Annotated in this window: 26 protein-coding genes; 6 read left to right on the top strand and 20 right to left on the bottom strand. The window is 45.5% G+C overall.

The window, feature by feature from the left end; all coding sequences use genetic code 11:
* Nucleotides 1–35: 35 nt before the first annotated feature.
* The 7 genes from FS818_RS00745 to FS818_RS00715 form a co-directional block, all read right to left on the bottom strand.
* Nucleotides 36–428: a hypothetical protein gene (locus FS818_RS00745; protein ID WP_145328715.1), complete on the bottom strand. Its 393-nt coding sequence runs from the start codon at nt 426–428 to the stop codon at nt 36–38.
* Nucleotides 429–458: 30 nt separating this feature from the next.
* Nucleotides 459–1,304: a hypothetical protein gene (locus FS818_RS00740; protein ID WP_145328713.1), complete on the bottom strand. Its 846-nt coding sequence runs from the start codon at nt 1,302–1,304 to the stop codon at nt 459–461.
* A gap of 525 nt (nt 1,305–1,829) precedes the next feature.
* Nucleotides 1,830–2,696, bottom strand: a complete 867-nt coding sequence (locus tag FS818_RS00735) for a phosphotransferase (protein ID WP_145328710.1) — start codon at nt 2,694–2,696, stop codon at nt 1,830–1,832.
* A gap of 18 nt (nt 2,697–2,714) precedes the next feature.
* Nucleotides 2,715–3,002, bottom strand: coding sequence for an SHOCT domain-containing protein (locus FS818_RS00730; protein WP_145328709.1), 288 nt, complete (start codon nt 3,000–3,002; stop codon nt 2,715–2,717).
* A gap of 20 nt (nt 3,003–3,022) precedes the next feature.
* The gene (locus tag FS818_RS00725; RefSeq protein ID WP_145328707.1) at nt 3,023–3,358 is read right to left on the bottom strand and encodes a hypothetical protein; all 336 of its coding nucleotides are present in this window, start codon (nt 3,356–3,358) and stop codon (nt 3,023–3,025) included.
* Between the two features lie 4 nt (nt 3,359–3,362).
* A complete protein-coding gene (locus FS818_RS00720) occupies nt 3,363–3,899 on the bottom strand; it encodes an HAD-IIIA family hydrolase (protein WP_145332701.1) in 537 nt (178 codons plus the stop codon).
* An 89-nt stretch (nt 3,900–3,988) separates the two neighbouring features.
* A complete protein-coding gene (locus FS818_RS00715) occupies nt 3,989–4,201 on the bottom strand; it encodes a hypothetical protein (protein ID WP_145328705.1) in 213 nt (70 codons plus the stop codon).
* A 144-nt stretch (nt 4,202–4,345) separates the two neighbouring features.
* Here FS818_RS00715 and FS818_RS00710 point away from each other — a divergent pair, with 144 nt between their 5' ends.
* Together FS818_RS00710 and FS818_RS00705 are read left to right on the top strand one after the other, a co-directional pair.
* Complete coding sequence (locus FS818_RS00710) at nt 4,346–4,858, top strand: RNA polymerase sigma factor (protein WP_186375385.1); 513 nt, start codon at nt 4,346–4,348, stop codon at nt 4,856–4,858.
* Nucleotides 4,858–5,934, top strand: coding sequence for an anti sigma factor C-terminal domain-containing protein (locus FS818_RS00705; protein ID WP_186375384.1), 1,077 nt, complete (start codon nt 4,858–4,860; stop codon nt 5,932–5,934). Before FS818_RS00710 ends, FS818_RS00705 begins: the two co-directional genes overlap by 1 nt.
* Nucleotides 5,935–6,047: 113 nt before the next feature.
* Here the strand turns inward: FS818_RS00705 and FS818_RS00700 are convergent, their stop codons facing one another.
* The 6 genes from FS818_RS00700 to FS818_RS00675 form a co-directional block, all read right to left on the bottom strand.
* Nucleotides 6,048–6,911: a DUF4085 family protein gene (locus FS818_RS00700; protein WP_145328699.1), complete on the bottom strand. Its 864-nt coding sequence runs from the start codon at nt 6,909–6,911 to the stop codon at nt 6,048–6,050.
* Nucleotides 6,908–7,426, bottom strand: a complete 519-nt coding sequence (locus FS818_RS00695; RefSeq protein WP_145328697.1) for a hypothetical protein — start codon at nt 7,424–7,426, stop codon at nt 6,908–6,910. The genes FS818_RS00700 and FS818_RS00695 overlap by 4 nt, the downstream gene beginning before the upstream one ends.
* A 58-nt stretch (nt 7,427–7,484) precedes the next feature.
* A complete protein-coding gene (locus FS818_RS00690) occupies nt 7,485–7,781 on the bottom strand; it encodes a hypothetical protein (protein ID WP_145328695.1) in 297 nt (98 codons plus the stop codon).
* A gap of 188 nt (nt 7,782–7,969) precedes the next feature.
* Nucleotides 7,970–9,094 carry a hypothetical protein gene (locus FS818_RS00685; protein ID WP_145328693.1) on the bottom strand — a complete coding sequence of 375 codons (1,125 nt, stop codon included), beginning with the start codon at nt 9,092–9,094 and terminating at the stop codon, nt 7,970–7,972.
* Nucleotides 9,095–9,109: 15 nt separating this feature from the next.
* A complete protein-coding gene (locus FS818_RS00680; RefSeq protein ID WP_260989759.1) occupies nt 9,110–9,736 on the bottom strand; it encodes an NUDIX hydrolase in 627 nt (208 codons plus the stop codon).
* A 36-nt stretch (nt 9,737–9,772) separates the two neighbouring features.
* Nucleotides 9,773–10,147 (bottom strand): winged helix-turn-helix transcriptional regulator, encoded by a 375-nt coding sequence (locus FS818_RS00675; protein ID WP_145328691.1) that lies wholly within the window; start codon nt 10,145–10,147, stop codon nt 9,773–9,775.
* 246 nt (nt 10,148–10,393) lie between these two features.
* Here FS818_RS00675 and FS818_RS00670 point away from each other — a divergent pair, with 246 nt between their 5' ends.
* The gene (locus FS818_RS00670; protein ID WP_145328689.1) at nt 10,394–10,987 is read left to right on the top strand and encodes an NAD(P)H oxidoreductase; all 594 of its coding nucleotides are present in this window, start codon (nt 10,394–10,396) and stop codon (nt 10,985–10,987) included.
* Between the two features lie 248 nt (nt 10,988–11,235).
* Here FS818_RS00670 and FS818_RS00665 read toward each other — a convergent pair whose 3' ends face one another.
* The 4 genes from FS818_RS00665 to FS818_RS00650 form a co-directional block, all read right to left on the bottom strand.
* Nucleotides 11,236–11,877, bottom strand: coding sequence for a FusB/FusC family EF-G-binding protein (locus tag FS818_RS00665; protein ID WP_145328687.1), 642 nt, complete (start codon nt 11,875–11,877; stop codon nt 11,236–11,238).
* A 254-nt stretch (nt 11,878–12,131) separates the two neighbouring features.
* Nucleotides 12,132–12,599: a GNAT family N-acetyltransferase gene (locus FS818_RS00660; RefSeq protein ID WP_186375383.1), complete on the bottom strand. Its 468-nt coding sequence runs from the start codon at nt 12,597–12,599 to the stop codon at nt 12,132–12,134.
* Between the two features lie 815 nt (nt 12,600–13,414).
* Nucleotides 13,415–14,287, bottom strand: coding sequence for a carbohydrate ABC transporter permease (locus tag FS818_RS00655; RefSeq protein WP_145328683.1), 873 nt, complete (start codon nt 14,285–14,287; stop codon nt 13,415–13,417).
* A 19-nt stretch (nt 14,288–14,306) separates the two neighbouring features.
* Nucleotides 14,307–15,257: an ABC transporter permease gene (locus tag FS818_RS00650; protein ID WP_145332699.1), complete on the bottom strand. Its 951-nt coding sequence runs from the start codon at nt 15,255–15,257 to the stop codon at nt 14,307–14,309.
* A gap of 361 nt (nt 15,258–15,618) precedes the next feature.
* Between FS818_RS00650 and FS818_RS00645 the strand changes: the two genes are divergently transcribed.
* Nucleotides 15,619–17,430, top strand: coding sequence for a sensor histidine kinase (locus FS818_RS00645; RefSeq protein ID WP_145328682.1), 1,812 nt, complete (start codon nt 15,619–15,621; stop codon nt 17,428–17,430).
* A gap of 202 nt (nt 17,431–17,632) precedes the next feature.
* On the opposite strand, the gene FS818_RS00640 is transcribed toward FS818_RS00645, so the two are convergent.
* The gene (locus FS818_RS00640; RefSeq protein WP_145328680.1) at nt 17,633–18,577 is read right to left on the bottom strand and encodes an alpha/beta hydrolase; all 945 of its coding nucleotides are present in this window, start codon (nt 18,575–18,577) and stop codon (nt 17,633–17,635) included.
* A gap of 358 nt (nt 18,578–18,935) precedes the next feature.
* Between FS818_RS00640 and FS818_RS00635 the strand changes: the two genes are divergently transcribed.
* Together FS818_RS00635 and FS818_RS00630 are read left to right on the top strand one after the other, a co-directional pair.
* Entirely contained in the window at nt 18,936–20,537 is a 1,602-nt protein-coding gene (locus tag FS818_RS00635; RefSeq protein ID WP_260989758.1) for a response regulator transcription factor, read from the top strand.
* A 122-nt stretch (nt 20,538–20,659) separates the two neighbouring features.
* Nucleotides 20,660–22,339, top strand: a complete 1,680-nt coding sequence (locus FS818_RS00630; RefSeq protein ID WP_145328678.1) for a type 2 periplasmic-binding domain-containing protein — start codon at nt 20,660–20,662, stop codon at nt 22,337–22,339.
* Between the two features lie 127 nt (nt 22,340–22,466).
* Here FS818_RS00630 and FS818_RS00625 read toward each other — a convergent pair whose 3' ends face one another.
* Nucleotides 22,467–23,051, bottom strand: a complete 585-nt coding sequence (locus FS818_RS00625; RefSeq protein ID WP_145328676.1) for a hypothetical protein — start codon at nt 23,049–23,051, stop codon at nt 22,467–22,469.
* Between the two features lie 17 nt (nt 23,052–23,068).
* Nucleotides 23,069–23,677, bottom strand: a complete 609-nt coding sequence (locus FS818_RS00620) for a zinc metalloprotease (protein ID WP_145328674.1) — start codon at nt 23,675–23,677, stop codon at nt 23,069–23,071.
* Between the last annotated feature and the right edge of the window lie 95 nt (nt 23,678–23,772).

Genomic DNA, 23,772 nt, shown 5'->3' with positions numbered 1-23,772 from the left:
CACATCGTTATGTATTCCAATCCAAAGGTAACCGTCTAAATATCTATCTCATCCCAATTCAGAATTACATATCCTAATTGACACAGCAGAATAACAATATAACTGATATTAATGATCATACTTCTTTTCAGAATTCTAATCTGTTTCTCCTGTTCTTCTGGATCAATTGCTCCACGTCCCGCCCTCAACTTAATTCTATATCTCTGCTTCCGTAACATCGCAAATTCCAATACCCCAAAAATTCCCCAAACCAATGTAAATAACAATAATAATGCATTAGCTAGCGACAGCAACATGAGTGAACCCATATCCCAACGTTGTTCTATCCCCCATTTGAAAATTAAATTCACCATGACTGTCATAACAACCAGCCCAAAACCGATGTAGCTCAAATAAGGTGTAGACCAAGTTTCACGCCTGTCTCGCATTTCTCTATCCCTCCTTAGGTTTCAATTATTTCACCTGTAGTGCATCAGCTTCTGCGCTTCCATCTTCAGACCGAATGAAATGAGCCGATCTTTCATCGCTCGATATACATCAGGATCATCGAACCCTTGGGCCTGACTGTCCCGGATTAAACTAAACAGACCCACCTGATCTGCGCCCGATATATAGGATTTTAACTGCTCCTCCTGATCGTACGGTATTTCTTTCTCATGCCACGGATGAGGCTTCGCTCGCTTCTGATCACCCACTAAATCTTTCCGCAGCGCAACTCCAAGGCCATCAAGTGTATCGATAACGACTTCACTGCGTCTGATCTGACGTGCTTCCTGAATGTAAGAGTAACCGTCCCGAATGGGCTGAAGATCAAATCGCTGCATGGCCAAGTCACGAAACTTATTTTTTTCTTGATCCCAACGCTTCCTATCGAAGTATTCACTTTCACTTGCGCCAGCCGCTTGCTCTATGACGTAGTTCAGGTATTGTTGTTTCGATTCAAACTCATTCAGGAGCAGTCCCTCATGACCTGAGAAAGCCAGAGCAAAAAATTCCCGAATATTGCTGGCAACAACCCTCGCATAACGCCCAAAATCCATGGGGTCTACACGAATTACAGGCGCTAAGCTTAGATCGGAAGCACACCCAAAGTCCGTCAAAAATGAATAATGAATGCCATCCATGCCTGTATTGGCAAACACGATCGCATCAGCGGGAGAACACAAATAACCCCCATGATCATACGGATCAAATTGTAGAAAATAACCCGTCGGTGTCTCCAGATAAGGTACTTCGCGCTTAATCTCCTGCTCCCAATCCATCATATCTTGCAGCAATTCAGGAATCTTATAAGTGCTCGTCATTACACTTCCTCCTCCGTAATACATCATTGACTGTTTGGGTTCTTGAATGGAACGATATTCATCGTATTCTTACTCAACTAAAACGCTAACGATCACCAGAAGCCTTATTTGGCCTGTTTCTCTGCTTTTTATTTTCTAACGATCCACAGAGACGCTATTTAGCTGATTTTGCTCCAATCCAGTGTATTTTTGAGGTTTTTGCAAGAAATAAGCTTCGTGGGGATCGTTAGAATTGGAGTACCACTTAAGTCCTCGCGACACCCAGTATCCGTGCATATAGATTATTTTGTTGAATACTGAAAAATGACAAGAGCCCCGACTTTAAGCCAGAGCTCTCTTATTATATTGATCGAAATATTTCCACGATCCCTTTATTCCGCCAGCACTCCAGCCATAATAATCCGATCATTAGCCTGTGCTTTCAAAATAAACAACTTCCCCCCACTGGAGCACGTCCCTGCTCATGTAAAACTGAACTTCTCATACAAATCTTTCATGATATCGTAACCTCATCTAATTTCTTTACTAATCCCCCTCACAGAGCCCCTTCCACAACTCCCATGCTTTAAGATATTCGGGCAAGTCCTGCGGATGATGTTTGTTGCTGAGCCCAATCCGGCAGTATAGATGAACCAGAGTTTCTTCCATCAATCTGGACTTATTCATAGTCACCTGCTCAAGATACTCGAATACATCCCATAACAATGCCGGGTCGAGGTCATCGGGTGAGGAACAAAAAGCATAGAGAAAGTCATAGAGAACCGGGCCCACCATGGGAGACGGATCAATCACCCCGATTAGTTCCTTTTGCTTGAACACAAGATTATGTACACCTGCATCCCCGTGCAAAAGAAACCTCGCCGCCTCATCCTTCTCAAACAGACGATTCACTGTAGATTGAACAAGTTTGTAATCTTCCGCTGTAAGCACATCGCCAAGATTCTCTCTCGCCTCATCAATACTAATCTGATTGAATCCCTTCCATGTCTCACGTGGATACTCCATTCTTCCCCATAGCTTAGTATCCGGCAATCGCACATATGTATTAAACAGCTTTTTCACAAGCCGGGTTAACCAGGCTTTCTTCGCTCCCCGATGGTTATGAGTCACACCTTCCATAAAGCTGTATGCAAAATAAGTGTTGTCCGAACTCGTAAAAAGAACCTTTGACAACAGCATCACTTCACTGTAAGTACTCAGAAACTGACATGTAACACGAATGTCCTCAGGATCGTCCCATTTCAAAATGTACCGTTCGCCCGAGCTAGCAAGTAGCCTGAACACCCGCCCCGCCGTCGTTCCCGACAACTGTCTTACTTCCACGATCTGTTCGTGAATGCTATGTTTTTGAAAAAGTACGTTCATCTCCTCGATGCTCGGTTTGATGTTCATCCTATCTTTCTCCCTGTTTCATCTGATCTTTGCCAGCAACTTCTCTTTCTTCTGATCGAATTCATATTCCGAGATGATATTTTTGTCCTTTAAATCCCCCAATTGTAAAAGCTGTTCATGGACGTTAACTACTGGTTTGTTTAACTTATTGACTTTTACAAGCACAAAAATAGAATAAGGTATGGCAAAAAACATAGATAAAAGTGCTATTCCTACCGCAGCCCCCTCGTTTGTAGGCCCCACAACAAATATGAACAATAAAGTCAATGTAAATAATATAACTGCGATGATGGATAATCCCTTCAAAATTCATTGCCCCCTAAATGTTAAATACTTTTCTTTTCTTCCTCAAACGGACTATCTGCACTGGTTACTTCCTGTATAATGACAATCGGATCAGAGATCAAACCAAGCTCCTCATCCTTCGGATACGTGACAGCAATGGTAGGCTCAGGCCCGGCAAATGCCATCATCGACTCCATATCCTCCCACATGGTACACAGGAAAAAGTGTGCGTAGGCTCCTTGCTCAACCACTTTCAGATATGCTCCGCGATTCCCCTTAACAGCGAGTGTATCTTTCACACCTGTTTCAACCTCGTATTCCAAAAAAGCTTCCTTGTTCTCCAGCGGTACCGCTCCATGCCATGTTCTTGCGATCATACGCTCACTCCTTATAAACGAAATTTCCAATAATCCAATGCACAACCTCCAAAATATCAGCTGCAATATAATCCGGCTCCGTCTGGGCCCACTTATGTCTGAAATTCGTCAACGAGGATTCGCCCCAACCCGTTCTCACTATAATCTTCGTTGCTCCTACGGCATGCGCAGCAAGCATGTCCGTTTCGCCTACGTCTCCGATAACGATGCACTTGGTCAAGTCTAAACCATGCTGTTCAGCAGCCTGATGTAACATGCCGGGTTTAGGCTTTCGGCAGCCACATTCTTCTTCATGAGGGCAGATGTAGGCCTGGTCGAACCCGTATTCCTGAAACTGCTGTTCAAACTCCTGAATCGTTGCTTGTCCGCGTGAAATTCGGTGTTGGTTGGTAATTGCGAATACCTTCATTCCGTTTTGCTTTAAGAGCATAATCGCTTCCTGCGCATTTGGATATAACTCAAAGTCTCTCGGATGAATAAAATGTCCTGTACCACCGATCGTGCCATCTCTGTCAATAAAAACAGCCTGAACGTTTTGCATTGAAGTCATAAACGTTGTGCACCCCCGATTCAAGTTATCATGATATCCACCACTCACTAACTTACATGATCCACCGCTTCACACAGCTATTACACTTTTTCATCGATAATATGTTGACTGTCCTGCCCTTTCGTATACTGAAGCTGCCTGACTTCTGCGCGCAGATCACGTACTTCCTTCATCAGTAGATCAAGTTTCCTTGATGTTTTGGACGAATCTACGGCATAACGTACAACGGCTGCAACGATGAGCACGAAAATAATGCATACAAAAACGGCAATGAACGATGTAAATAATTCCATAGTTGTGTACATCTCCTTGGTGTCTATGAACTTGCGTGCCTGACAAAAGCATAGTCCAATTCATCTCTTTAATAAATATTCAATTTAATTGTAACATTTTTCAACTCCTCCCGTTGTCTTAAATGAAGGAGGATGAAATCTGGAATGAGGAGTGATTTATATGCCGAACTATTCAAACAGTACCAGTCCTCCCTGCATCTATATCTCTACCGGATGTGTGGATCACAAGAAACGGCTGAGGAGTTAGTTCAAGAAACATTTTACAGAGCTATGGTATCCATGAAAACCGAACATGCCGACTATGCCAGAGCATGGCTGTACAAAGTAGCCCGACATTTATTTATCGATTGGTACCGAAAGAACCGCGGGGAAATGGAAATGAGCCGGGAACTGGAGAAACAAAGTGTAGAGAATACATATCGTACTCCCGAGGAAGTACTCGCCGCTCGTGAACGGGTAAAGCTCATTCAACAGGTCATGAAGAAACTGCCCGAACAATATCGGACTGTACTGCTACTTCGCGAGATGAATGAGCTGTCTTACAAGGAACTTTGCAAGGTTCTGGATATGAATATGAGCCAAGTCAAAGTTACCCTGTTTCGCGCCAGAGCACGATTTAAAGAAGAGATGTTACAGATGAAAGGAGAGAATGAATGATGTCCAAACCAACGGAACCCGATGAACTGCCTGTACTCCATGCAGATGATTTTGAACCTCAACGCCCGGAATGGGGTCATAAGCAATTTAGACGAATGGTATGGAAAACACGTTGGAAATTTTTCCTGAACGCAGGGGGAGTTCTACTTTTAATATTTGTACTCTATCATGTCTATATTACGGCTCTGCATATGTATTTCGATCAATCCAAGGTGCGGAACGAGTTCATGCGTTCTATTATTTCGGTGGTGGAGATGCATGGTGACGGACTGCGCGTCGAAAAAAGTCCCCATCAGACGTTTGAAGTCACTCCCTTTCTAACACAGAAGGCCAATCTGAAGGTATATCGCCTTGTCGGTTCATCGGAAGTCATTACTGGTGAGGTTCAGGCCGAACGAAGTATTACGGGTAAATTCAGTTACAAGATGAATAGCACCGGTGCTTATTTAAATGGAAACGAACCCGGTCCATTTTACCTTCCGTATGACTTGGTTGACGGCAAACCTTCCCATGAGGACACGGAGGAAAATAGCGCTTCCAAGCGGCTTCGTAAAATAGATGACGGACATGTTGCCGAGATGTCGATCTCATTGAAAGATCTAAAATCGCCTGAGCAATTGATGCAGCTGCTCTCTAAATATGATGTCCGAGTAACAGCAATGCCGATCTATTCAGGCGAAATGCAGGAAAAAAATCTTTCCTATTCGAGAGCAGGACTGTTTGATTATGATGTTCCTCATCTGACGCTTAAGCCGCTCTATGAAATGGAAGACGGCGGAGGCCGATGGTTTAATTATTTTCCTAGAGACACTAAAGATCAGGAGCTGGCACAGTCAGAAGGAACGATGAAGGAACAAATCCAAGCCATGATGTCTGATTTGGAATGGATGACGAGCAACCTCAGTTACAACGGTGTTGATTGGGATCAACGACGACTTGCCTATCTGAAAAAGAATGGCGTACAAGTATACGGTGCTGTTGTAACAGGGCCCGTACGCGAATTGCAGAAGATTAGCGAGAATCCGGAATTCCAGCATGTTCATCTGAACCGGGTAGAGATATGGAATTGGGATTAAGCATACACGGTCTTCGATTGGAAAAGAGACCATGCCTTGGTGTGAACAGGCATGATCTCTTTTTTTACATACATGAGATACAAATAACGCAGCCGAAGCAAAATGGTAACCCCTCACTCAATCTCCGCAATAATATCGGTACAACGTACGATCAATTCAGGCATAGGTTCTCCATCCAAAAGAACATGCAGTTCGTACCCCTGATCGATCCCATACAGCTCCTGGTACAACCAGTGACTGCCAACGATCTCACCTTCTTGCTTAACAATTTCAGGGGCAGTCAACGTGAGTTTATTGATTTCGGTGAAGCCGCCACGGTTGTCAAAACTGATAACCAGATTATCGGAGTGCAACAGTTTGGTCACCTGGCAATCGTGAAATTGCACCCGGCGGTGAACATCATCCGCAATATTCTGATCCAACATCGCTTCCCTGTAGTCTTGTCCGATGCGTTCCATCTCTTGGGTATTCTCTGCACTCTTTTTCTTGAGTTGCCGCAGGACATCGCTTGTACAATAACCCAGTGCAAACACTCGGATGTCCGCAATCTGTTCCAAGATCTCAGCAGGTAATTTCTCCGCATGGTATCGGAAGTTCCACTCCATCGCTTCTTTATACTTGTCTTTACATTGCTTCTCATCAAAAGCAGGACGGGCATCATATTCGGCAATCAGCTTCTCAATATGCGCTCGCTCTTCCGGCGGCATGTGATACACCATCTGGTCTTCTGCCGTGATCTCTTCCCCGCTAAAAGCTTTGTCTGCACGGGTCATCACCTGGCCATCCTGCTCCAGCATGAATCGAGGATCGGTATCATAGATCTCACGCTCTTGCTTTATATGCTCTTTTTCCTTCCGTTTATACAGTCTCTGGAAAAGAGCCTCATCCAGCGACGCCGCGCCTTTATGTACTCTCAAGCCAAAATGAAGCCCTGTCTGCTGGCACGTTTCATACCACTCTTTTGTTAAATATTTCATAGGCCTCTCTCCTGCTTGTAGAGCTTTTTAATCTCTGATGCGAATTTGGCTGCGCCGGGAATACGTGTGCGTTTGAAAAACGCCGTTAATTGTTTCGGATGATTCTTCACCAGATCATATTCAATGACCGTGATTGCGATAACCGATCTCGTAAATCCCAAAATCTCTACCACTTCCGACCGATCCCCTGCATCCAGTTCTTCGCCCTCAGCAAATTCCCCGTCCGGATCATCATCCAACTGCTCACTGAACGTTAACCGGGCTACCACATAAGACATAATCTCGTCCTTGTCCTCGGCAATCTGTTCCATAATCCACTGCACACATTCTTCTTCGGTTGGAGCAGGGCCGTTAAAGCCCTCCAGAACATATTTGCGTTCTCTAAAAGAATCCATCAGCAACGATGCTTCATAACTAGCATGTTCCACAAATTTCACCTGAGGTTTAAGCTGAACAAGTTCAGCCGTGACATTTTTATACCAATCGCTGGTTAGAAATTGTTCTATAGTTTTCATCGCTACTCCTCCAGATTTTCCAGCCTCAACATTCTCTTACACTCACAAACATGCCGGTCTACACCCAAGATTGAAAAAACTTGTGTTTGATCTCTTTGTCGTTCCGCGCGGCCCATTCACGGACAGCTTCCACCCCTGCGGTCTCTTGATCTCCCTTAAAATAAAAACATAAATCCATTGGCACAATCCGTTTACCATACAATTTAAACCCGATTCGTCTGTAATTCATATAAATACACTCAATCTGAGAAGCATCGTATTTCTGTAATTTGGTAGAGATGATATGATCGCTATCCAGCGTAACGCTAGGTTTGGTGAAAAATATCCGCCCGACTAGAAAGATGATATAACCCATGATGAAGACGAAAAAAAATAAATCGATGTATTTCATAACACCATTTTCATCATAAAAAACATTTCTAGAAAATAAAACTACAATCATTAACATACAAATTAATTGCAGTACAGCTCTTGGATAAATCGTCTTGAACGTAATGAGTTATCCCCCCTGATTTTTGGTTAGGTTATATTAGTTGCACTTTATTAATTGTTCGGTGCCAAGTCTTCTAACTGTAACAACTCTAGCTTGCCCGCAGGTATGCTTGCATGTAAATCTCCATTCATGATATCCATCGCTTCCCATTCAACAAACACAACAAAATGATCTGTAAGTTGGGAATATTCGGACCATTTAGTCGTTACATTTAGCTCGTAGGCAACCTCCTGCCACAAGCGCTTGCCTTCTTCAAACCAATCTCCTCTGCTACGCCAATATATAATCAAAGTTCGAAGCCTCTGGATCAGATCATGATCCTCCAGCTCTTGTTGATCATTCAATGGATGTTCGCCTGAACTCCAAAGTCTGTAATGATAATACTCATCATGCTCATCTTTTTCTTCTATCTGTTCCTCTCTTACCTCATCCCAACCCGGGTTGAACATAGGCGAGTACACTGCATGAACTTCATCATGCAAGTAGATGGATAAGAAACAATAGGAACTTTCCGATGGAGAGTCACAGAGCGTATCTATGGTTTGCTTCACCGCCAACATGAGTTCCTTTTTCACCGTTTCCCGCAATGTCTGAACTTCTGTGTCTGCCATTCTGACATAAATCACACCTTGCGTTCCATCTAACACTCGTAGCAGGATATTTTGCTTATCATATTCGAAATACGTTCGGACAAGATGATCGTAATATTTATTATTTTCATATTGCGGCTGATAGACTTGCACAAGCAGGTTGCCCTCATAAATATATTCTTCAACGTTAATTTTATTAAACCGAGAAAGATATTCTACAGATCGATAGACATGCCCGCCCTGCAACCTATATTCCTTCACTCCATCCAATGTGCCCTCAACATATGTTCTTGTCGTTATCAGATCATCTTTATATGTAACATACGTATAACCGTCAATGAGATCGTCACAGGCCAATATCAGCAATCTGCCTTGATCATCAAACTCGTAATAGGTATCTGTTTCTTCGTTCGAAAGTTCTCCAGGGATTTGTCCCTCACGTTCCAACCAAAAGGGCATAATGTCATACCGTTTACTTGTTGTATACTCTCTTCTATGTACCTTTGCCTCAGCTTCTTGTTTGTAAAATAGATAATTGTCCATTGCGTCCTGATTAAGCTTCTCATAATATTGTTCATTAATCATATTTCTCACACCTCTCTATTGATGCGTATTAATCTGCAACCACTTGGAAGGGGCTTTTCTGACAAAATGCTTTTCTACAAAATCCAGAATATCATCTATTCCGGGCAATGCTGCGTTTTGTTTGGCTTCGTCAAACGTCATCCATCGGTAATCGCTATGCTCATGATTTAACTGGACAGACTGATCCTCGTGCACATAACCTACAAATACAGGGGCCATATAGATATAATCCTCTGCGTGTGAATAGAACTGTTCGAACTGATTAGTCGTGTACAAACGAACATTCGTGATGCCGGTTTCTTCATGAATCTCTCGAAGCGCGGCTTCCCATGCCTTTTCCCCTTGCTCAATACCACCGCCAATATAACACCACTCACCATGAAGCATTCGACCAGCCCGTTTCAGCATCAGGACATGAAATTCATTCAGATCTTTCTTCAAGAGTACCACCGCAACCCCTTCACAGCGGATCGGTACAGTCTGTTTTTCTGGATTGGTTAGATCGCTTGAGTTGGCCGGAGTATCCTTCGTGGACTTATTAACTTGTTTAGCCCTATTGGCTTGCATGTTTTGGTCGGAATGGCTTAATTGACCCGTTTGATTCACTTGGCTTAATCCTTGCGCATTCGTTGTATGTTCCACCGATTCTCTCCCCTGTCCTTCACGTTTTTCTTGGAATTAAAAGTCCTCCAACACCTTCGACTTATCCCCGTAAACCTTGTCCAGATGATCTTCTCCCCAGTAACACAGAAGATCCAGCGCAGGCTTAAGTCCCAATCCATACGCTGTCACCTCATACTCCACTCGCGGAGGAACCTCAGAGTATACCTTACGTTGCACGATCTCATCCTTTTCCAGTGCTCTCAGCTGTGTGGTCAGCATTTTCTGCGTAATGTCGGGAATTAACCGCTTCAGCTCCGACGTTCTTTTGCACCCTGTAAACAAATGATAAATAATGAGCGGCTTCCACTTGCCACCCATCACTTCCAGCGCTGCTTCAACGCCAACTCTATATTTCTTGGGAGCCTCACTATTTGTCTGATCTTGTTCCATCTTGGTCTTCCCTCCGTTATCTTTCCGAGCCTCATGTCATGGCCTTTATATCATGGTTCTTAAATCATGACATTTCCATCAAGGTACTTTTAAGTTTCACGTTCAAATTTCATGCTCTTAGGGTACTTTCATCTCCCTATAGAACAATAAAGTGCGTACTTCCAGATGTTTTCAACTCTGTTTATAATAGCATCAGCAGAGGAGCTCTGGCTACCGAACCGTGCTCCAGAAAGGTTGTGATTGATAATGAACGTATTAGTGGTGGTGTCTCATTCGCGCAAAGATTCCCTGACCTTTCAGGTCACCGATCGTTTCGTTCAAGGTCTGACCGAAGCAGGTCATCAAGCCGAAATCGTGGATTTGCACGAGATTGGTTTTGATCCGGTCCTGCGGGCAGAAGATGAACCGGACTATACGCAAGATCATCAGCGATTCTCCCCCCAGATTGAAACGGAAATTGCACGTCTCAAGAAACACGATGCCATTGCTCTTGTCTTCCCTCTGTGGTGGTGGCATCTGCCAGCGATGCTGAAAGGGTACATTGATCGCGTCATGAACAACAGTTTTGCCTATGGTGCGAACAATCTGCATCATGAGCAAATTCTGTGGATTGCTCTTTCCGGTGTGACGGAAGAACAGATGAATAAGCGGGGCTATGGTGACTCGATTCGCAACCTGCTCAATGTCGGTATCGCCGATTACTGCGGTGTGTCCCGCTCCAAGGTTGAATTCCTGTACGAAACGGTGGATGCTCCGCCGAAACACTATGAGGAACTGCTGCATCAGGCGTACGAGTTGGGCGTTAACTATGCCAGCGCATTTGCTGAACAGTCAACATAATAAATGGTTAGGGTCCATCCACCCCTTTCACAATTGAAAAAATAAACGCCTCACATTCCGCTCCGCCTTTGGTAAAATGAATCACCCGTTTCCGCTTCTCAAGAGCGGTTACGGTAAGTAAACACTCCGGCATTACACATCAAAAAGGGCCACTCAACTGAGCGGCCCTTCCTGTGTTTTGTGCTATTTTACGATACTAACGTCGTTTGACCAGTTTGGATATATTCGTTACACCCGAATCTCCAGCTTTATTTCATCGTTGCAAGCAGAAACTTCTTCAGCATGCTGATATCCGTAATGCTCTCATTACACGCCTTATCATCCATACACACATACTGGCCAACGGATGCAAAATTGTCCGCCGACTGTGCCTTGGTCTTCACGTTGAAAAACCCCAGCTCCTGATGGCGATGACAGAACATGCAGTACCCCTTCTTATTCGTGGGCGTAATTCGTCCCTCAATCCCGAGGAATTTTCCTTCGTGCGGGTACACGATGAACAAACGGCTGGTCGCAATGTCCATCCATCTCAAGTACGTGGTGTGTGTATAATCGATGGATTCCAGATCAGGTAGCTTAAGCTTCTTCGCCTTTGGAAACAGTTTTTGAATCTGCTTGGCTGTAACCTGTGGGTATGGAATCAGATATTCTTCAAGCTGATTCAGGTAAAGCTGCACGTCATGCGGCGTCGCATACGAGGACAGCTGCTCCAGCAGCTGCTTTTGTTCCAGCGTCAGATCATCGAAGATGCCTACGGCATTCGTACTGACGGTGTAGCGGACCGTATCCAATACTTTGGGGTCCACGACCGAGCGCAGCGTTTTCAGCAGAAATTTGGCTTGTTTATAAATATAGTTATATTGATGATTATGAATAAATGGTGTTTGCATGGCCTTCAGCCCCTTATTTATAGTGGTCAAGCAAATAAGGTGCAAAGCCTGCGGGTCGAACCATGATATTGGTGTTGCTTACTCAGGGCACACGATCTCATTTTGTCGCGCCCTACACAAAGTCCGCCCCTATTCAGGCTTTGCGTAAGGCTTTCTAGCGAACGAGCAATCCGGCATCATCCCTATTGCCACGTCATAACCCCCAATACAGTCGATATACGGGAATTATAGCAGGAATGGTGGGAAGGGGGCAATTACAACGTTAGTATCGCCTGCACTTCACCACAAGCCAATACATCACCCGTAAGTTGAAAACCAAGCGAGTCATAAATGCTCTTTGCAGCCAGATTTTCAGGCTTATATGTCAGCTCTACCACTTTGGCTTCCCCACGCGGGGCTGAACGTGCATACCCAATCGCTTTCTCTACCATTTCTCTGCCGTATCCCTGGCCTTGGTACCGATGGTCAATCATCATTTTGAAAATGCCATAGCTGCTATACTCGAAATTTCCATCTCCATCGTCATAATACATCGAAATAAATCCGACCATTCGTTCTTCCTTGTATACTGCAAATGTGATAATGATCTGTCCCTCATCCGAGGCTATGTACGCTTCTGCAAGTGCATGCTGATTCGAAGAGATGAATTGCTGCTGATCCGGAGAAACCTTGAGTTCAATACATTCAATAAAGTTATCCCAAGTGATTTTTCTGAAATCCATTTCATTTCCCCCTGCTCGTAGAGTAAATTGTAAATGCTCCCCCATACATGCTCTTGTATATGTTCATCTAGCATTATTTCACATTTTTCCTATCGTACCATTTAATTCAAATAAAGGTAACTGGAGAGATTTTAGTTAAGCATGAGAGAATGTCCTTCCAGAGAACTGGCAGTGTTGATAAAATAAAACGGGTACAGCCCAATTAGTACCAAGTGGTTCCCAATCGTCTAAAATAGATATAGTTCGCGCCAAAAGGATGTGATCATTTGAATAATAAAAGGATAATCTTTAGCATTTTTACACTGTGTATTCTACTGCTATTCGGTTTTATGAGATGGAACTATCTTGAATCTGCGTCCAGCGCGGACCTCAAATATAAGAATGATCGATGGACAGGTCAGAAATGGGTCGAATTCTATCCACCTCTAGCCTTCTCCCCCAATAGCATGGAGTTTCCACTCATTTACATCGATGAAATAGATACGAACGATATGAATAACTACTTAGCAAAACAAGCTCGTTCTGGAGAGCTGGTGAACAAATGGATTGAGAGAACTCAATATACGGACGGATACTTAGGTGTATTATTGTTGAACATCATCATAACTGTGTATAGTTGCTTCAAGATAGGGATGAAGAGACGTACTACAAGATGATCTATTAAAGACTACAAAAAAAGAAGCCGCCTCCCTGGCCTTCCCCAGTTTGGCAGCTTTCTTTTCACGTTACATTCACATAACTCGAAATCAAAAGTTTACACATGCATTTCACTTCTCAATCGCTATTAACGGCATTCTAATTACAACCTTAAGTCCCTACTCCTTCACAGCCCCGACCACAATTCCGCTTACAAAGTAACGTTGCAGGAACGGATACACGAGCAGGATCGGCAGTGCGCTGATGAAAATTTGCGATGCCCGGATGGTCCGTTGGGACAAGTTCGCAATCGCTTGCGGGTCCATCTTGGTCATGTCGCCCTGCACGATGATTGTCTGCATGAATGTCGCCAGAGGCAGCTTCTCCGAATCACGGATGTAGATGATGCCATCGAAATATGCATTCCAGTGCCCCACCATCATGAACAGAGACACGGTAGCAATAACCGGCACGGACACGGGCAGATAGATTTTCACAAACGACTGGAAGTGACCTGCGCCATCGATAAATGCCGCCTCCTCCAAATCTTTCGGCACTGTACGGAAGAAATTCAGCAACAGAATGATGTTGAACACCGCCACCAAACCAGGCAGGATTAGTGCCCACAGCGTGTTCATCAACCCGAGTTTCAGAATGAGGATATACCCCGGAATCAGGCCCCCACTGAACAGCATCGTGATGACAAAATACCACAGGTAGATATTCCGAGCGCGGAACACACGCGTTTCTTTGGATAGTGCATACGCCGCAAGCGTATTGACGATGAGTGCAAGCCCGGTGCCCAGCACCGTCCGCTCCACCGATACCCAGAGCGAGGATAAGAAATTGGAGTTATCAAACGTCTTGGCGTACGCCTCGAACGTAAATCCAATCGGCCAGAATGTCACGAGCCCTGCATTCGCAGGGGCGGACGAACTGAGGGATACCATCAGCAAGTGATACAGCGGCAGCAAGCAGAGCACCGAAAGGATGGTCAGAAACACATTGTTGAAGATACTGAAAATGCGATAAGGTAACGTTTTATGATACATGGTTCGTCATCATCCTTTCTTAGAAAATTCGGTATCCGGCAAAACGGTACGCCAGTCGGTACGAGATCACGATGAGGATCAGACTGATGACCGATTTGAACAGATTGACCGCCGTTGCAAAGCTGAACTGTCCGCTCAGCAGACCTTCGCGATACACAAACGTATCGATGATATCCGCTTGCTGATAGATTAATGGGCTGTACAGATTGAAGATTTGGTCAAAGTTGGCGTTCAGCACGTTGCCCAGCGCCAGCGTGGCAATAACGATCCCGATGGGAATAAGTGCCGGAATGGTGATATACATCGTCTGTTTCCAGCGCCCCGCCCCGTCCACTTCAGCCGCCTCATACAGAGACGGGTTGATGCCCGCCAGTGCTGCAAGGAAGATGATCGTGTTAAAGCCAAACTCTTTCCACACATCACTGATAATGACGGTGAAGCGGAACCAGTTGCCGTCCCCGAGGAAGAAGATCGGTTTGATACCAAACACCGACACCAGAAACTGATTCAATATTCCCGTCTGTGCCAGAATGTCGATCAGAATACCGGACAGCGTTACCCAGGACAAGAAGTGTGGCAGATACACCAGTGTCTGGATCGTACGTTTCAGCGCCATCTTCCGTACCTCATTGAGCAATAGCGCAAAGATAAACGGAATGATCAGGTTCATGATGATTTTCGAGCAAGCAAAGAATAGGGTGTTCCACGTAATTTGCAGGAAATAATCATTGGTCCACATATACTCGAAATGCTTCAGCCCCACCCACTCTGAACCCGTAAACCCCCGCGCAGGTTTGTAATCCTGAAAGGCCATTAGAATACCTGACATCGGAATATATGAAAAAATAAAGACCATAATGGCCGCTGGCAGCACCATGAAGTGCAGCACCCACGGCTGTTTGTAGCGTTTTTTCTTCTTTTTTTCCAGCTTGTTGCCGACATTCGCCTGCGGTAGCCGTTGACCCTCCATTTTAGCCTCCATATGAACCTTCTCCTGTTCCCAAAAAAAGTTTTTGTGTGTCTTGGGCTTCTCTGATATAAATAGTATCAAGCCATTCCGAGGTCTGACTATATAACATTGTTAGGGTGGATAGGGTTTTGTTAGTTTGATCTATATTAATAAGCATCCATTCCTCACACGAGACACTCCGATGGCAGAACAAACCTCCAATCGCCGTTATCCCCAGATTTTTTTCATTCCCTTTTCAAGGGGAAAATCCGGTGATAAATGCGACCGCGTTGCTTTTCCGGTTTTTTTCTGCCCTCTCCGTTAACGTGTGAGAAAAAGGGCAATCAATATAGTCAGTATGTGAATATAGAGGAGACTTTTTATGTATACATGGGAGCGCTTTAATGTTTTTCAAAAAGGAATCCGATCCCGCTTTAGCCTTTTCGCCAAAATCAACCTGTTAATCGTCATTCTGTTCATCCCGATTCTGATCATGTACACCTATTCGAACAACGTCACCTACGACGTCGTCAGCAAAGAACTGCAGGTATCGAACACCAAGCAGCTCACGTTTTTGTCCAGTCAGATCGACTCGCGCATCAATCAGATGATGGATTTCAGCCTGATTCTCTCGCGTGATCCGAATGTGCGTGCCTTCAACGGTCTGAACCTGTGGCAGGATAAGTACGACCAGATGCAGACGAGGTACATCATTCAGGAGAAAATGACGCTCCAGACCGGCGTAACCGATCTCTGGCCCACCCGCTACGCGGTGTACTCCCAGCAAAACAAAGAGGTTATTGCGAACTACACCCGCGATACAGGTTATGATGAGGCGTATTTGAAAAAAAACATGAGCGGACAATGGACCTACGGGGATCATTCCACCGACGCGAAAGACGCCATGCAATCTTTCTACTGGTTCTATACAGATTCATTGGCACAGCCAGGGATGCTCACAGGCAGTAATCTGGTCATTGAAGCCAGCTTCAGCCATGAGAACATTCAAAATATGCTCGACACGTACAAAGCAGGTGGACAGGGTGACCCATTCTTTTATCACAAAGGCAATGCCCCTATTCTGAACCGCACCGCAGACAAGCAGTTATCCGGCGACCTGATCCGTTATCTGGATACTCACTCGCTTGAAGATACAACGCAAGATGTCGTAGAGCTAGGTGGCAAAAACTATCTTGTCAGCACCGTCAAATCCACGTATCTGGACTGGCATCTAGTCGATGTCGTGCCGCTATATCAGATTTTGGAGCCGATCTCGCTGAGTCAGAATCTGTTCTATGCCTGTATGATTTTGCTACTTGTTGTGGGCATTTCGGCATCCATCCTTCTGTATCGCAATGTGCAGTACCCCATCCAGAAACTGATCAAAGGTCTGCGCCGCGTACAGCAAGGTGATTACTCCGTGCGTTTGCACAGCAACAACCAGAATGAGTTTTCATTCTTATTCCACCGTTTCAACGACATGTCTCACCAGATTCAGGACCTGATCGAAAATGTGTTTCAGGAAAAAATACGAGCCAGAGAAGCGACGTTGAAGCAGCTCCAGGCACAGATTAACCCGCATTTTCTATACAACTGTCTCGGTTATATCATCAACATGGCGCAGATGAAGGACGAACAAGCCGTGGTGTCCATGGCGCATAATCTGAGTGCATACTATCGCTACACCACCCGGATGGAACGGGAAACCTCTTCATTGCAGGAAGAGATCAAGCTCCTCATCAACTATCTGGACATACAGAAGCTACGCAACGGCCGTATCGAATATCACATCGACATTCCAGAGCACATGCTTGCCCAATCGGTACCGCGTTTAATGTTGCAACCGATGGTCGAGAACTCGGTGATTCATGGGATTGGGAAATCGTATACATCCGGGGAGATTCGAATCACCGGGGAAAGTGCGAATGGTTTTGGCAAAATCTATATCGATGACGACGGCCCCGGCCTCACGCCAGAGCAGTACGAAGCGTTGAACCAGGAAATGCTGGAGCCTTTGCAAGAGGAAGTCGGCTGCGGTCTCTGGAATACGTACCAGCGTATGATTCACACCTTTGGCAACCATTCCTACCTGTTGTTCGGCCCATCCCCACTCGGCGGATTCCGCACCGAAATCGTCTGGGAAATTCCGAGCGAAGACGCTGACAAGGAACCTGGGAACAACTCAGGCGGATAGATAAAGACAAATTAACCTGATCACCTCTTAAGGGCCTCGCATAACGATTGCATGTACTAAAAAACGCCTTCCAACCGCTCATTGTGGCGGCGGTAAAGGCGTTTTTTCTATCTTCTTCGTATCTTTTTGGTATCCTTTTTGCTGTTCTCTTTGCTACACTTTTTGCTATCTTCTTGCTTTCTTCTTTCCATTTGCACTACGCCTATACTTTCTTGCTCATCCGCTCATCCAGCCAATTCACAATATCCGCGGTGACCTCGTCCCGGTTCGTTTCGTTCAGCATCTCATGCCGCCCACCCGGATACAGCTTGTAGGTCACGTTGTCAATGCCCTGCTGTTTATAAGCGTTGTACAGCCGGATAATGCCTTTGCCAAAGCTGCCTACCGGGTCCTTGTCTCCAGAGAAGATATGAATTGGCAGGTCCTTGCGCACCAGATTCAGATTGTTTTTAATCCCAAGCTGCTTGAGTCCAGTGAAAAAGTCTGCGAAAAATCCTGTCGTAAACACCGTTCCACAGAACGGATCACGGATATATTTATCGACCTCTTCCGCATCCCGGCTAAGCCAGTCGAACTCAGTGCGGACAGGCTTGAACGAATCGTTGTAGCTGCCGAAGGACAACTTGTTCATCCGATGGCTCGGTACACGTCTGCCACGGCGACGAATCTCTTCTTTGGTCAACAGCGTAGCCGCATGAAGAATAAAGCGCACATGCAGTGTAGAACCCGACAAGATAACCCCGTCTAATTCTTCGCCATAGAGCATCAGATAACGCTGCGTAACAAACGAGCCCATACTATGACCCATCAAAAATAGAGGGAGTTCAGGATACTTCTTCTTAATGATTCCAGTCAGTTTATACAGATCATGCACCATCCACTCGAAGCCATCGCTATCTGCCAGATGACCCAGGTTCTCCACAACCTCTGCCGTCTTGCCATGTCCGCGCTGGTCGTGGATGTACACGATGTATCCATTCCGATTCAGTTCAAGCGCAAAACGCTCATACCGAGCCGCCGTCTCCGCCATGCCGTGGCAGATCTGGACCACTCCTTTGACCTGAATGTCACTCGCAGGTAGCCAGTTATACACATGGATTCGAGTTCCTTCGTCCGATTTAAACTGAAAATGATTTGCCGTACTCACAAAATCCCCCCGTAATGATACGTTTTATCTTTTTCGCTTCTTTTTCTTCTTCGTCGTTGTCATCTTTTTCTTTATGTATTTCTGTAGTTCCTTATTTGCTGAGCGATCGCTCCAGACTGGGTGACCAGCCGTACATATTCATCCTACTTCTCTAAGGAGGAGTTTAGCAATTGCAATTTCACCCTATATATCGGAATACTATTCATAAATATTCAATATTCATTCCATTTTTTCAAGCGCAGATGTGCACGGAACTGTTTCCATAGAGAAGCGGATTGTGGTGTGATATACTGCTTGCAACACATGTCAGATTTTGAATCGTGTAAACCTTCAAGCAAGGAGCCAAAGCAACATGCAAATGATCATTGTCGACGACGAAGCACACTGGGTGGACAACCTGTCCATGACCAAACCCTGGCATACGCTCGGGATCGAACAGGTTCACCGGGCATACTCCGCTCGTGAAGCCCTGCAACTCATTGAAACCCATCCGATCGATATCGTAATCTCGGACATTCAGATGCCGGAAATGACAGGTATAGAGCTGATCGAACGCATCCGTATCCGGGACAAAAAAATAAAATGCATCCTCTTATCCGGTTATTCCGAATTCGAGTATGCCAAAAAAGCCATCCAGTACGAAGCCGTGGACTACCTGCTCAAACCGCCAACAGATGAAGAACTGATCGGCGCGGTGCAGAAAGCCATTGACCAGTTGAACAATGAATGGGCTCTTGTCAGCTCCCTATCACGGACACAGTTTACCCTTCGCGAAAATTTGCCGCATTTGCGTGGACGCCTACTTTTAGAAGCATTACAGGGAATTCGGTTCTCCGCAAGCGAATGGGAGCGCAAACTGGACAACTACGATCTGCCCTTCCACGCCGGGGATGCCGCGCTGATGCTGGTCCGCATGGATAATGAGTTCGGCCACTACGACAGCCACGATCAGACCCTGATCGAATATGCCATCATCAACATGGCGGAAGAGATTATGGGTGAGTTTATGCACGTGTGGGGTGTGAAGGAAGAGCACGGGTATGTCGTGTTTTTGCTGCAATTGAAGGAACGTAACGGCGATATTGGAAAAGAAACCATTCTGGAGAAGCTGTCCATCCAGCTTCAATCCAAAGTAAAACAGTTTCTGAAAGGCTCCCTCTCCATTGTCATGACCGAGTGGTTCACCTTCCCGGAACAGATCTACGATCGCTTCCGTCAGGCTTCCGCCTATTTCCGCCAGATCGTCGGGGACGAGCGTGAATTCGTCATGCGGGTGACCGATGTCGAAGCACCAGCGGCACAAGGCCCGCTGGACGTGCTGTACACACCGCCTACCTTCATTCAGCTGCTGGAAAGCGGCCAATGGGACGCCGCCGAAGACAAAATACGTGCCGTCTGCGCCGAACTGGACGAGAAATGGTCGGAATCATGGGAACACTGTATGGAGGCGGGTTTTCTCATCACCGCTGCGTTCACGAACCTGGCTCATCGGAACAAGCTCACCCTGTCAGGTCTCATGGGCAGTGAGATCGAGCAGCTGCAAAGCGGCGACGTCTTCTCCACCATCGGCAAACTGCGCAAATGGTCGCTCGGCGTACTCGCCAAGCTCAAGGAAGGCACATCCAACGAGGTCAAAGACACCCGTTCAGAGTATGTGAAGAAGATTCAGGAATTTACGGATAAAAACCTGCATCTGGATGTATCTTTGCGTGTGCTCGCAGATCATGTGAACCTGCATCCAACACATCTGTCCAAGATTTACAAGATTGAGACTGGCGAAGGCATCAGTGAATATATCGCTCGCCTGCGGATGGATCGGGCTTGCCACAAGCTGGTCACAACCACCAAGAAAGTCTATGAGATCAGCCTGGAGATCGGCTATATGGACCCGGCGTATTTTATCAAAGTGTTCAAACGGCAATTCGGCGTGACACCTCAAGAGTACCGCGACCAGCATTAAACGAATCTTTTTCAACTTTCACTAAGAGAGTCCTATCGAAACTAACAAACTCATATAGATGCCCTCTGCTCCTCTTGGTACAGTTACAGTGTAAAGATCATACATCGTAGGGGGATTGAACAATGATCAAATTCAAAACATGGTGGTCCTTGCTCATGGTCATCGCACTCATCACCATCACTGCATGCGGCAGTGGCGAGTCAGCCAGTGAGAAAGGCACGAATGATACACAAGAGGCAGTCGGCTCTGCGGAAGCGGAAGCAGCGTTTGCCAAAGGAAAATACGACCCGCCCATCGAATTCAGCTCCGTGCTGATGCCGAAAAAATACGCTCATGGCGATACCAAAGAGAACAACGTACATGACCGTTGGATGCTCGAAACGCTGGGCATGAAGCACAAAGATACGTGGTATCCGGCCACTGACGATCAATACAGACAGAAGCTGCAACTTGCAATTGCGTCTGGCGAGAAGCTGCCTGATTTCGTAACCGTGCCAACGAACGCGGTACTGACGAATCAGCTGATCGACTCCGGTCAATTCATCGCCATTGATGAACTGTTCGAGAAGTATGCAAGCCCGATTCTGAAAGAGCACGCGGCAGCACATCCTGAGCTGTGGTACCCGTTCACCAAGGACGGCAAAAAGTACAACATGCCAATCATGGAGTATACAGATAACGACGATACCCTGCTCTGGCTCCGTGAGGACTGGATGGAGAAGCTGAACCTGGAAGCACCGAAAACCATCGCAGACCTTGAGAACATCATGGACAAATTCAAAAACGAGAACCCGGACGGCCTGTCTCCAGACAAAGTATTCCCGCTGGCGATCTCGCTCAAAAACAACACCAACACCTGGATGGGTGGACTCGACTGGTTGTTCGGTGCATACGGCACGATTGAAGAGCAATGGAACAAAGACGCAAACGGCAATCTGGAGTACGGCTCCGTGAACCCGGGTGCGAAACAAGCCCTGGCCAAGCTGGCTGAATGGATGGAAAAAGGCTATATCCACGCTGACTCCGCGCTATGGGACGAAGGTAAATCCGCCGAAAGCTGGACTGCTGGCAAAGCCGGCATTCTGCCTGGCGCAAACTGGGTACCGGACTGGCCTGCACCTGACCTGCTGAAGAACGTACCTGGCGCGAAATACAAAGCCTACCCTGTTCCGGCTGGTCCAGACGGCAAGATCGGTACGAAATGGCAGAACTCTGGCGTCAACGCAAGTATCATGATCAACAAAGATGCGAAGCACCCGGAAGCGATTTTCCTGTACTACAACTATCTGCTGGATAACCTGGCGAACCCGAAAGCGGGAAGCCCGTACGAGTACGGCTTTGCGAAAGGGTACGACTGGGATGTCGTAGACGGTAAACCGACCAGTGACAAAGAGAAGATCAAAGACTTCTCCAACGAATTCCCGTTCCTGACCGGCCCGGCGCGTATTCCGGATCTGTACATGAAAACACTCGTGAAACTCGCGAACGGCGAGAAAGCTGAGACACCTTACGAGAAACAAATGGCTGAATTCCGTAAACCGGAAAACTGGTACGCGGGTAAAGTCGTGATGTCCCAGATCGACATCCGTAAACAAAACTATTTCACTGGCGCAGCCACACCAACCATGGTATCCAAGTGGAACCTGCTCCGTCAGTCCGAACTCGAAACCTTCAACAAAATCATCTACGGCAAACTGCCAATCGATGCATTCGATCAATTCGTAGCCAACTGGAAATCCAACGGCGGCGACCAGATCACGCAAGAAGTGAATGATTGGTTCAAGTCTGTAAGTGGGAAGTAAGAATTTGTTGTTGGGAAAAGTAAAGCATTAAAACCCGAGCCGAAGCGAGTTATTCACGCTTCGGCTCGGGTTTTTAAGTTTAAAAGCAGGTTTGCTTCCTTCTGTAATTCAAATAGTATCCATTATGCTACTTAAAATACTTTTCATTAACCTCGTTATACAAGGCAGAATAATGTTCATCTTTTTCAGCAATATCCAGATCACTTGTGGATTGAATACTCATGTTACTTTGAGTTTCAGGGTAAACATATTTACCCTGATGGTTGCCAATGATCTCATAAGAACCTGAAGGTTCCTCTGGACTTTGATATAAGAACAGGAGGTAGTTTTTACCTGACTTTAGAGGTTGATACAATTCATTCGGATATTTTACATATGCACCTGCCACATCTCTCCATTTGGCATAGTACTCAACTACGTTTAGTTCCTGCCCCTCCTTCACTTCACCTTTATATACTTTCTTCACTTTTATATTTGAAAATGTACGTGTGTCTAATGGATATTTATCCTTTTGATCTAATTCAACGATTGAATTCGTCTCCTCTTCCCAGTCCGCCTCCACAATGACAGTAGCTAGTGATTCGATCTCAGAAAGAGAGTAATTTTGATAATCTGCATCTGGACGTAGTTCTTGTGCATTTAGATGCTTGTATCCAAAAAAAATACTAACCCCCATTAAAGCTACAATTCCTGCCATTATCCACTTTTTCATCTCAACACCTCCAAAATTTAATTTCCATATTTCTCTTTTAGATTGGACTTATCATAGGTCTGTACAACATAGTATCCGTTATCACCTTGTTTCATGATGGCGGTAGAAGTAGTATCTGGATGTTTAAGTCCTAATGAGTGTCCCAATTCATGTAAGAATATTTTTTTCTTTAAATTAGCAGTATGAAAGGAATACCCTACTTTGGTTTTTGAATCCGTGTTGGTATTAAATTCAATAATAGAGTCTTTCCAAGATCCGTTCCAATCACACGAATAACCCCATATAACACTATATTTATAATTGCAAGCTTGAGCCCAGTTACCTGTAGCACCAAGATTCTTTCCAATAATATTGATTCTTGCATAATGTGGTGTTTGATCTAGACTTGATTGTTCATAAGGCTTTGCCAAGCCTACTTTGGAGGATACACCATTCCAGCCGGTATACCAGCTTTGAAACGAACTTAAATGTGAGGACATACTAGATCCTACTGCTATACCTAAACTGGTTGTATTACTTGTATCCCATGATCCGCTATAATAATCTGAGCTTGCTGCCTTTACAGATGCTGTAATGAGGAATGCAGCCATTAAACAGGTTAACATTGCCATCCAACGTTTTTTCAAAATATTCACCTCTCCGCAAAAATTTGTTCAGCATTTGTTTGAATTACATAAAACACTACAGTTTAGTGGTGAAATGAACTGCATAATCCCCCCTT

This window comes from Paenibacillus xylanexedens (assembly GCF_007680605.1).
GTDB classification, from domain to species: Bacteria; Bacillota; Bacilli; order Paenibacillales; family Paenibacillaceae; genus Paenibacillus; species Paenibacillus xylanexedens_B.
The sequence above is the reverse complement of the archived record's forward strand: the minus strand, read 5'-3'. Positions and strand labels throughout refer to the sequence as shown.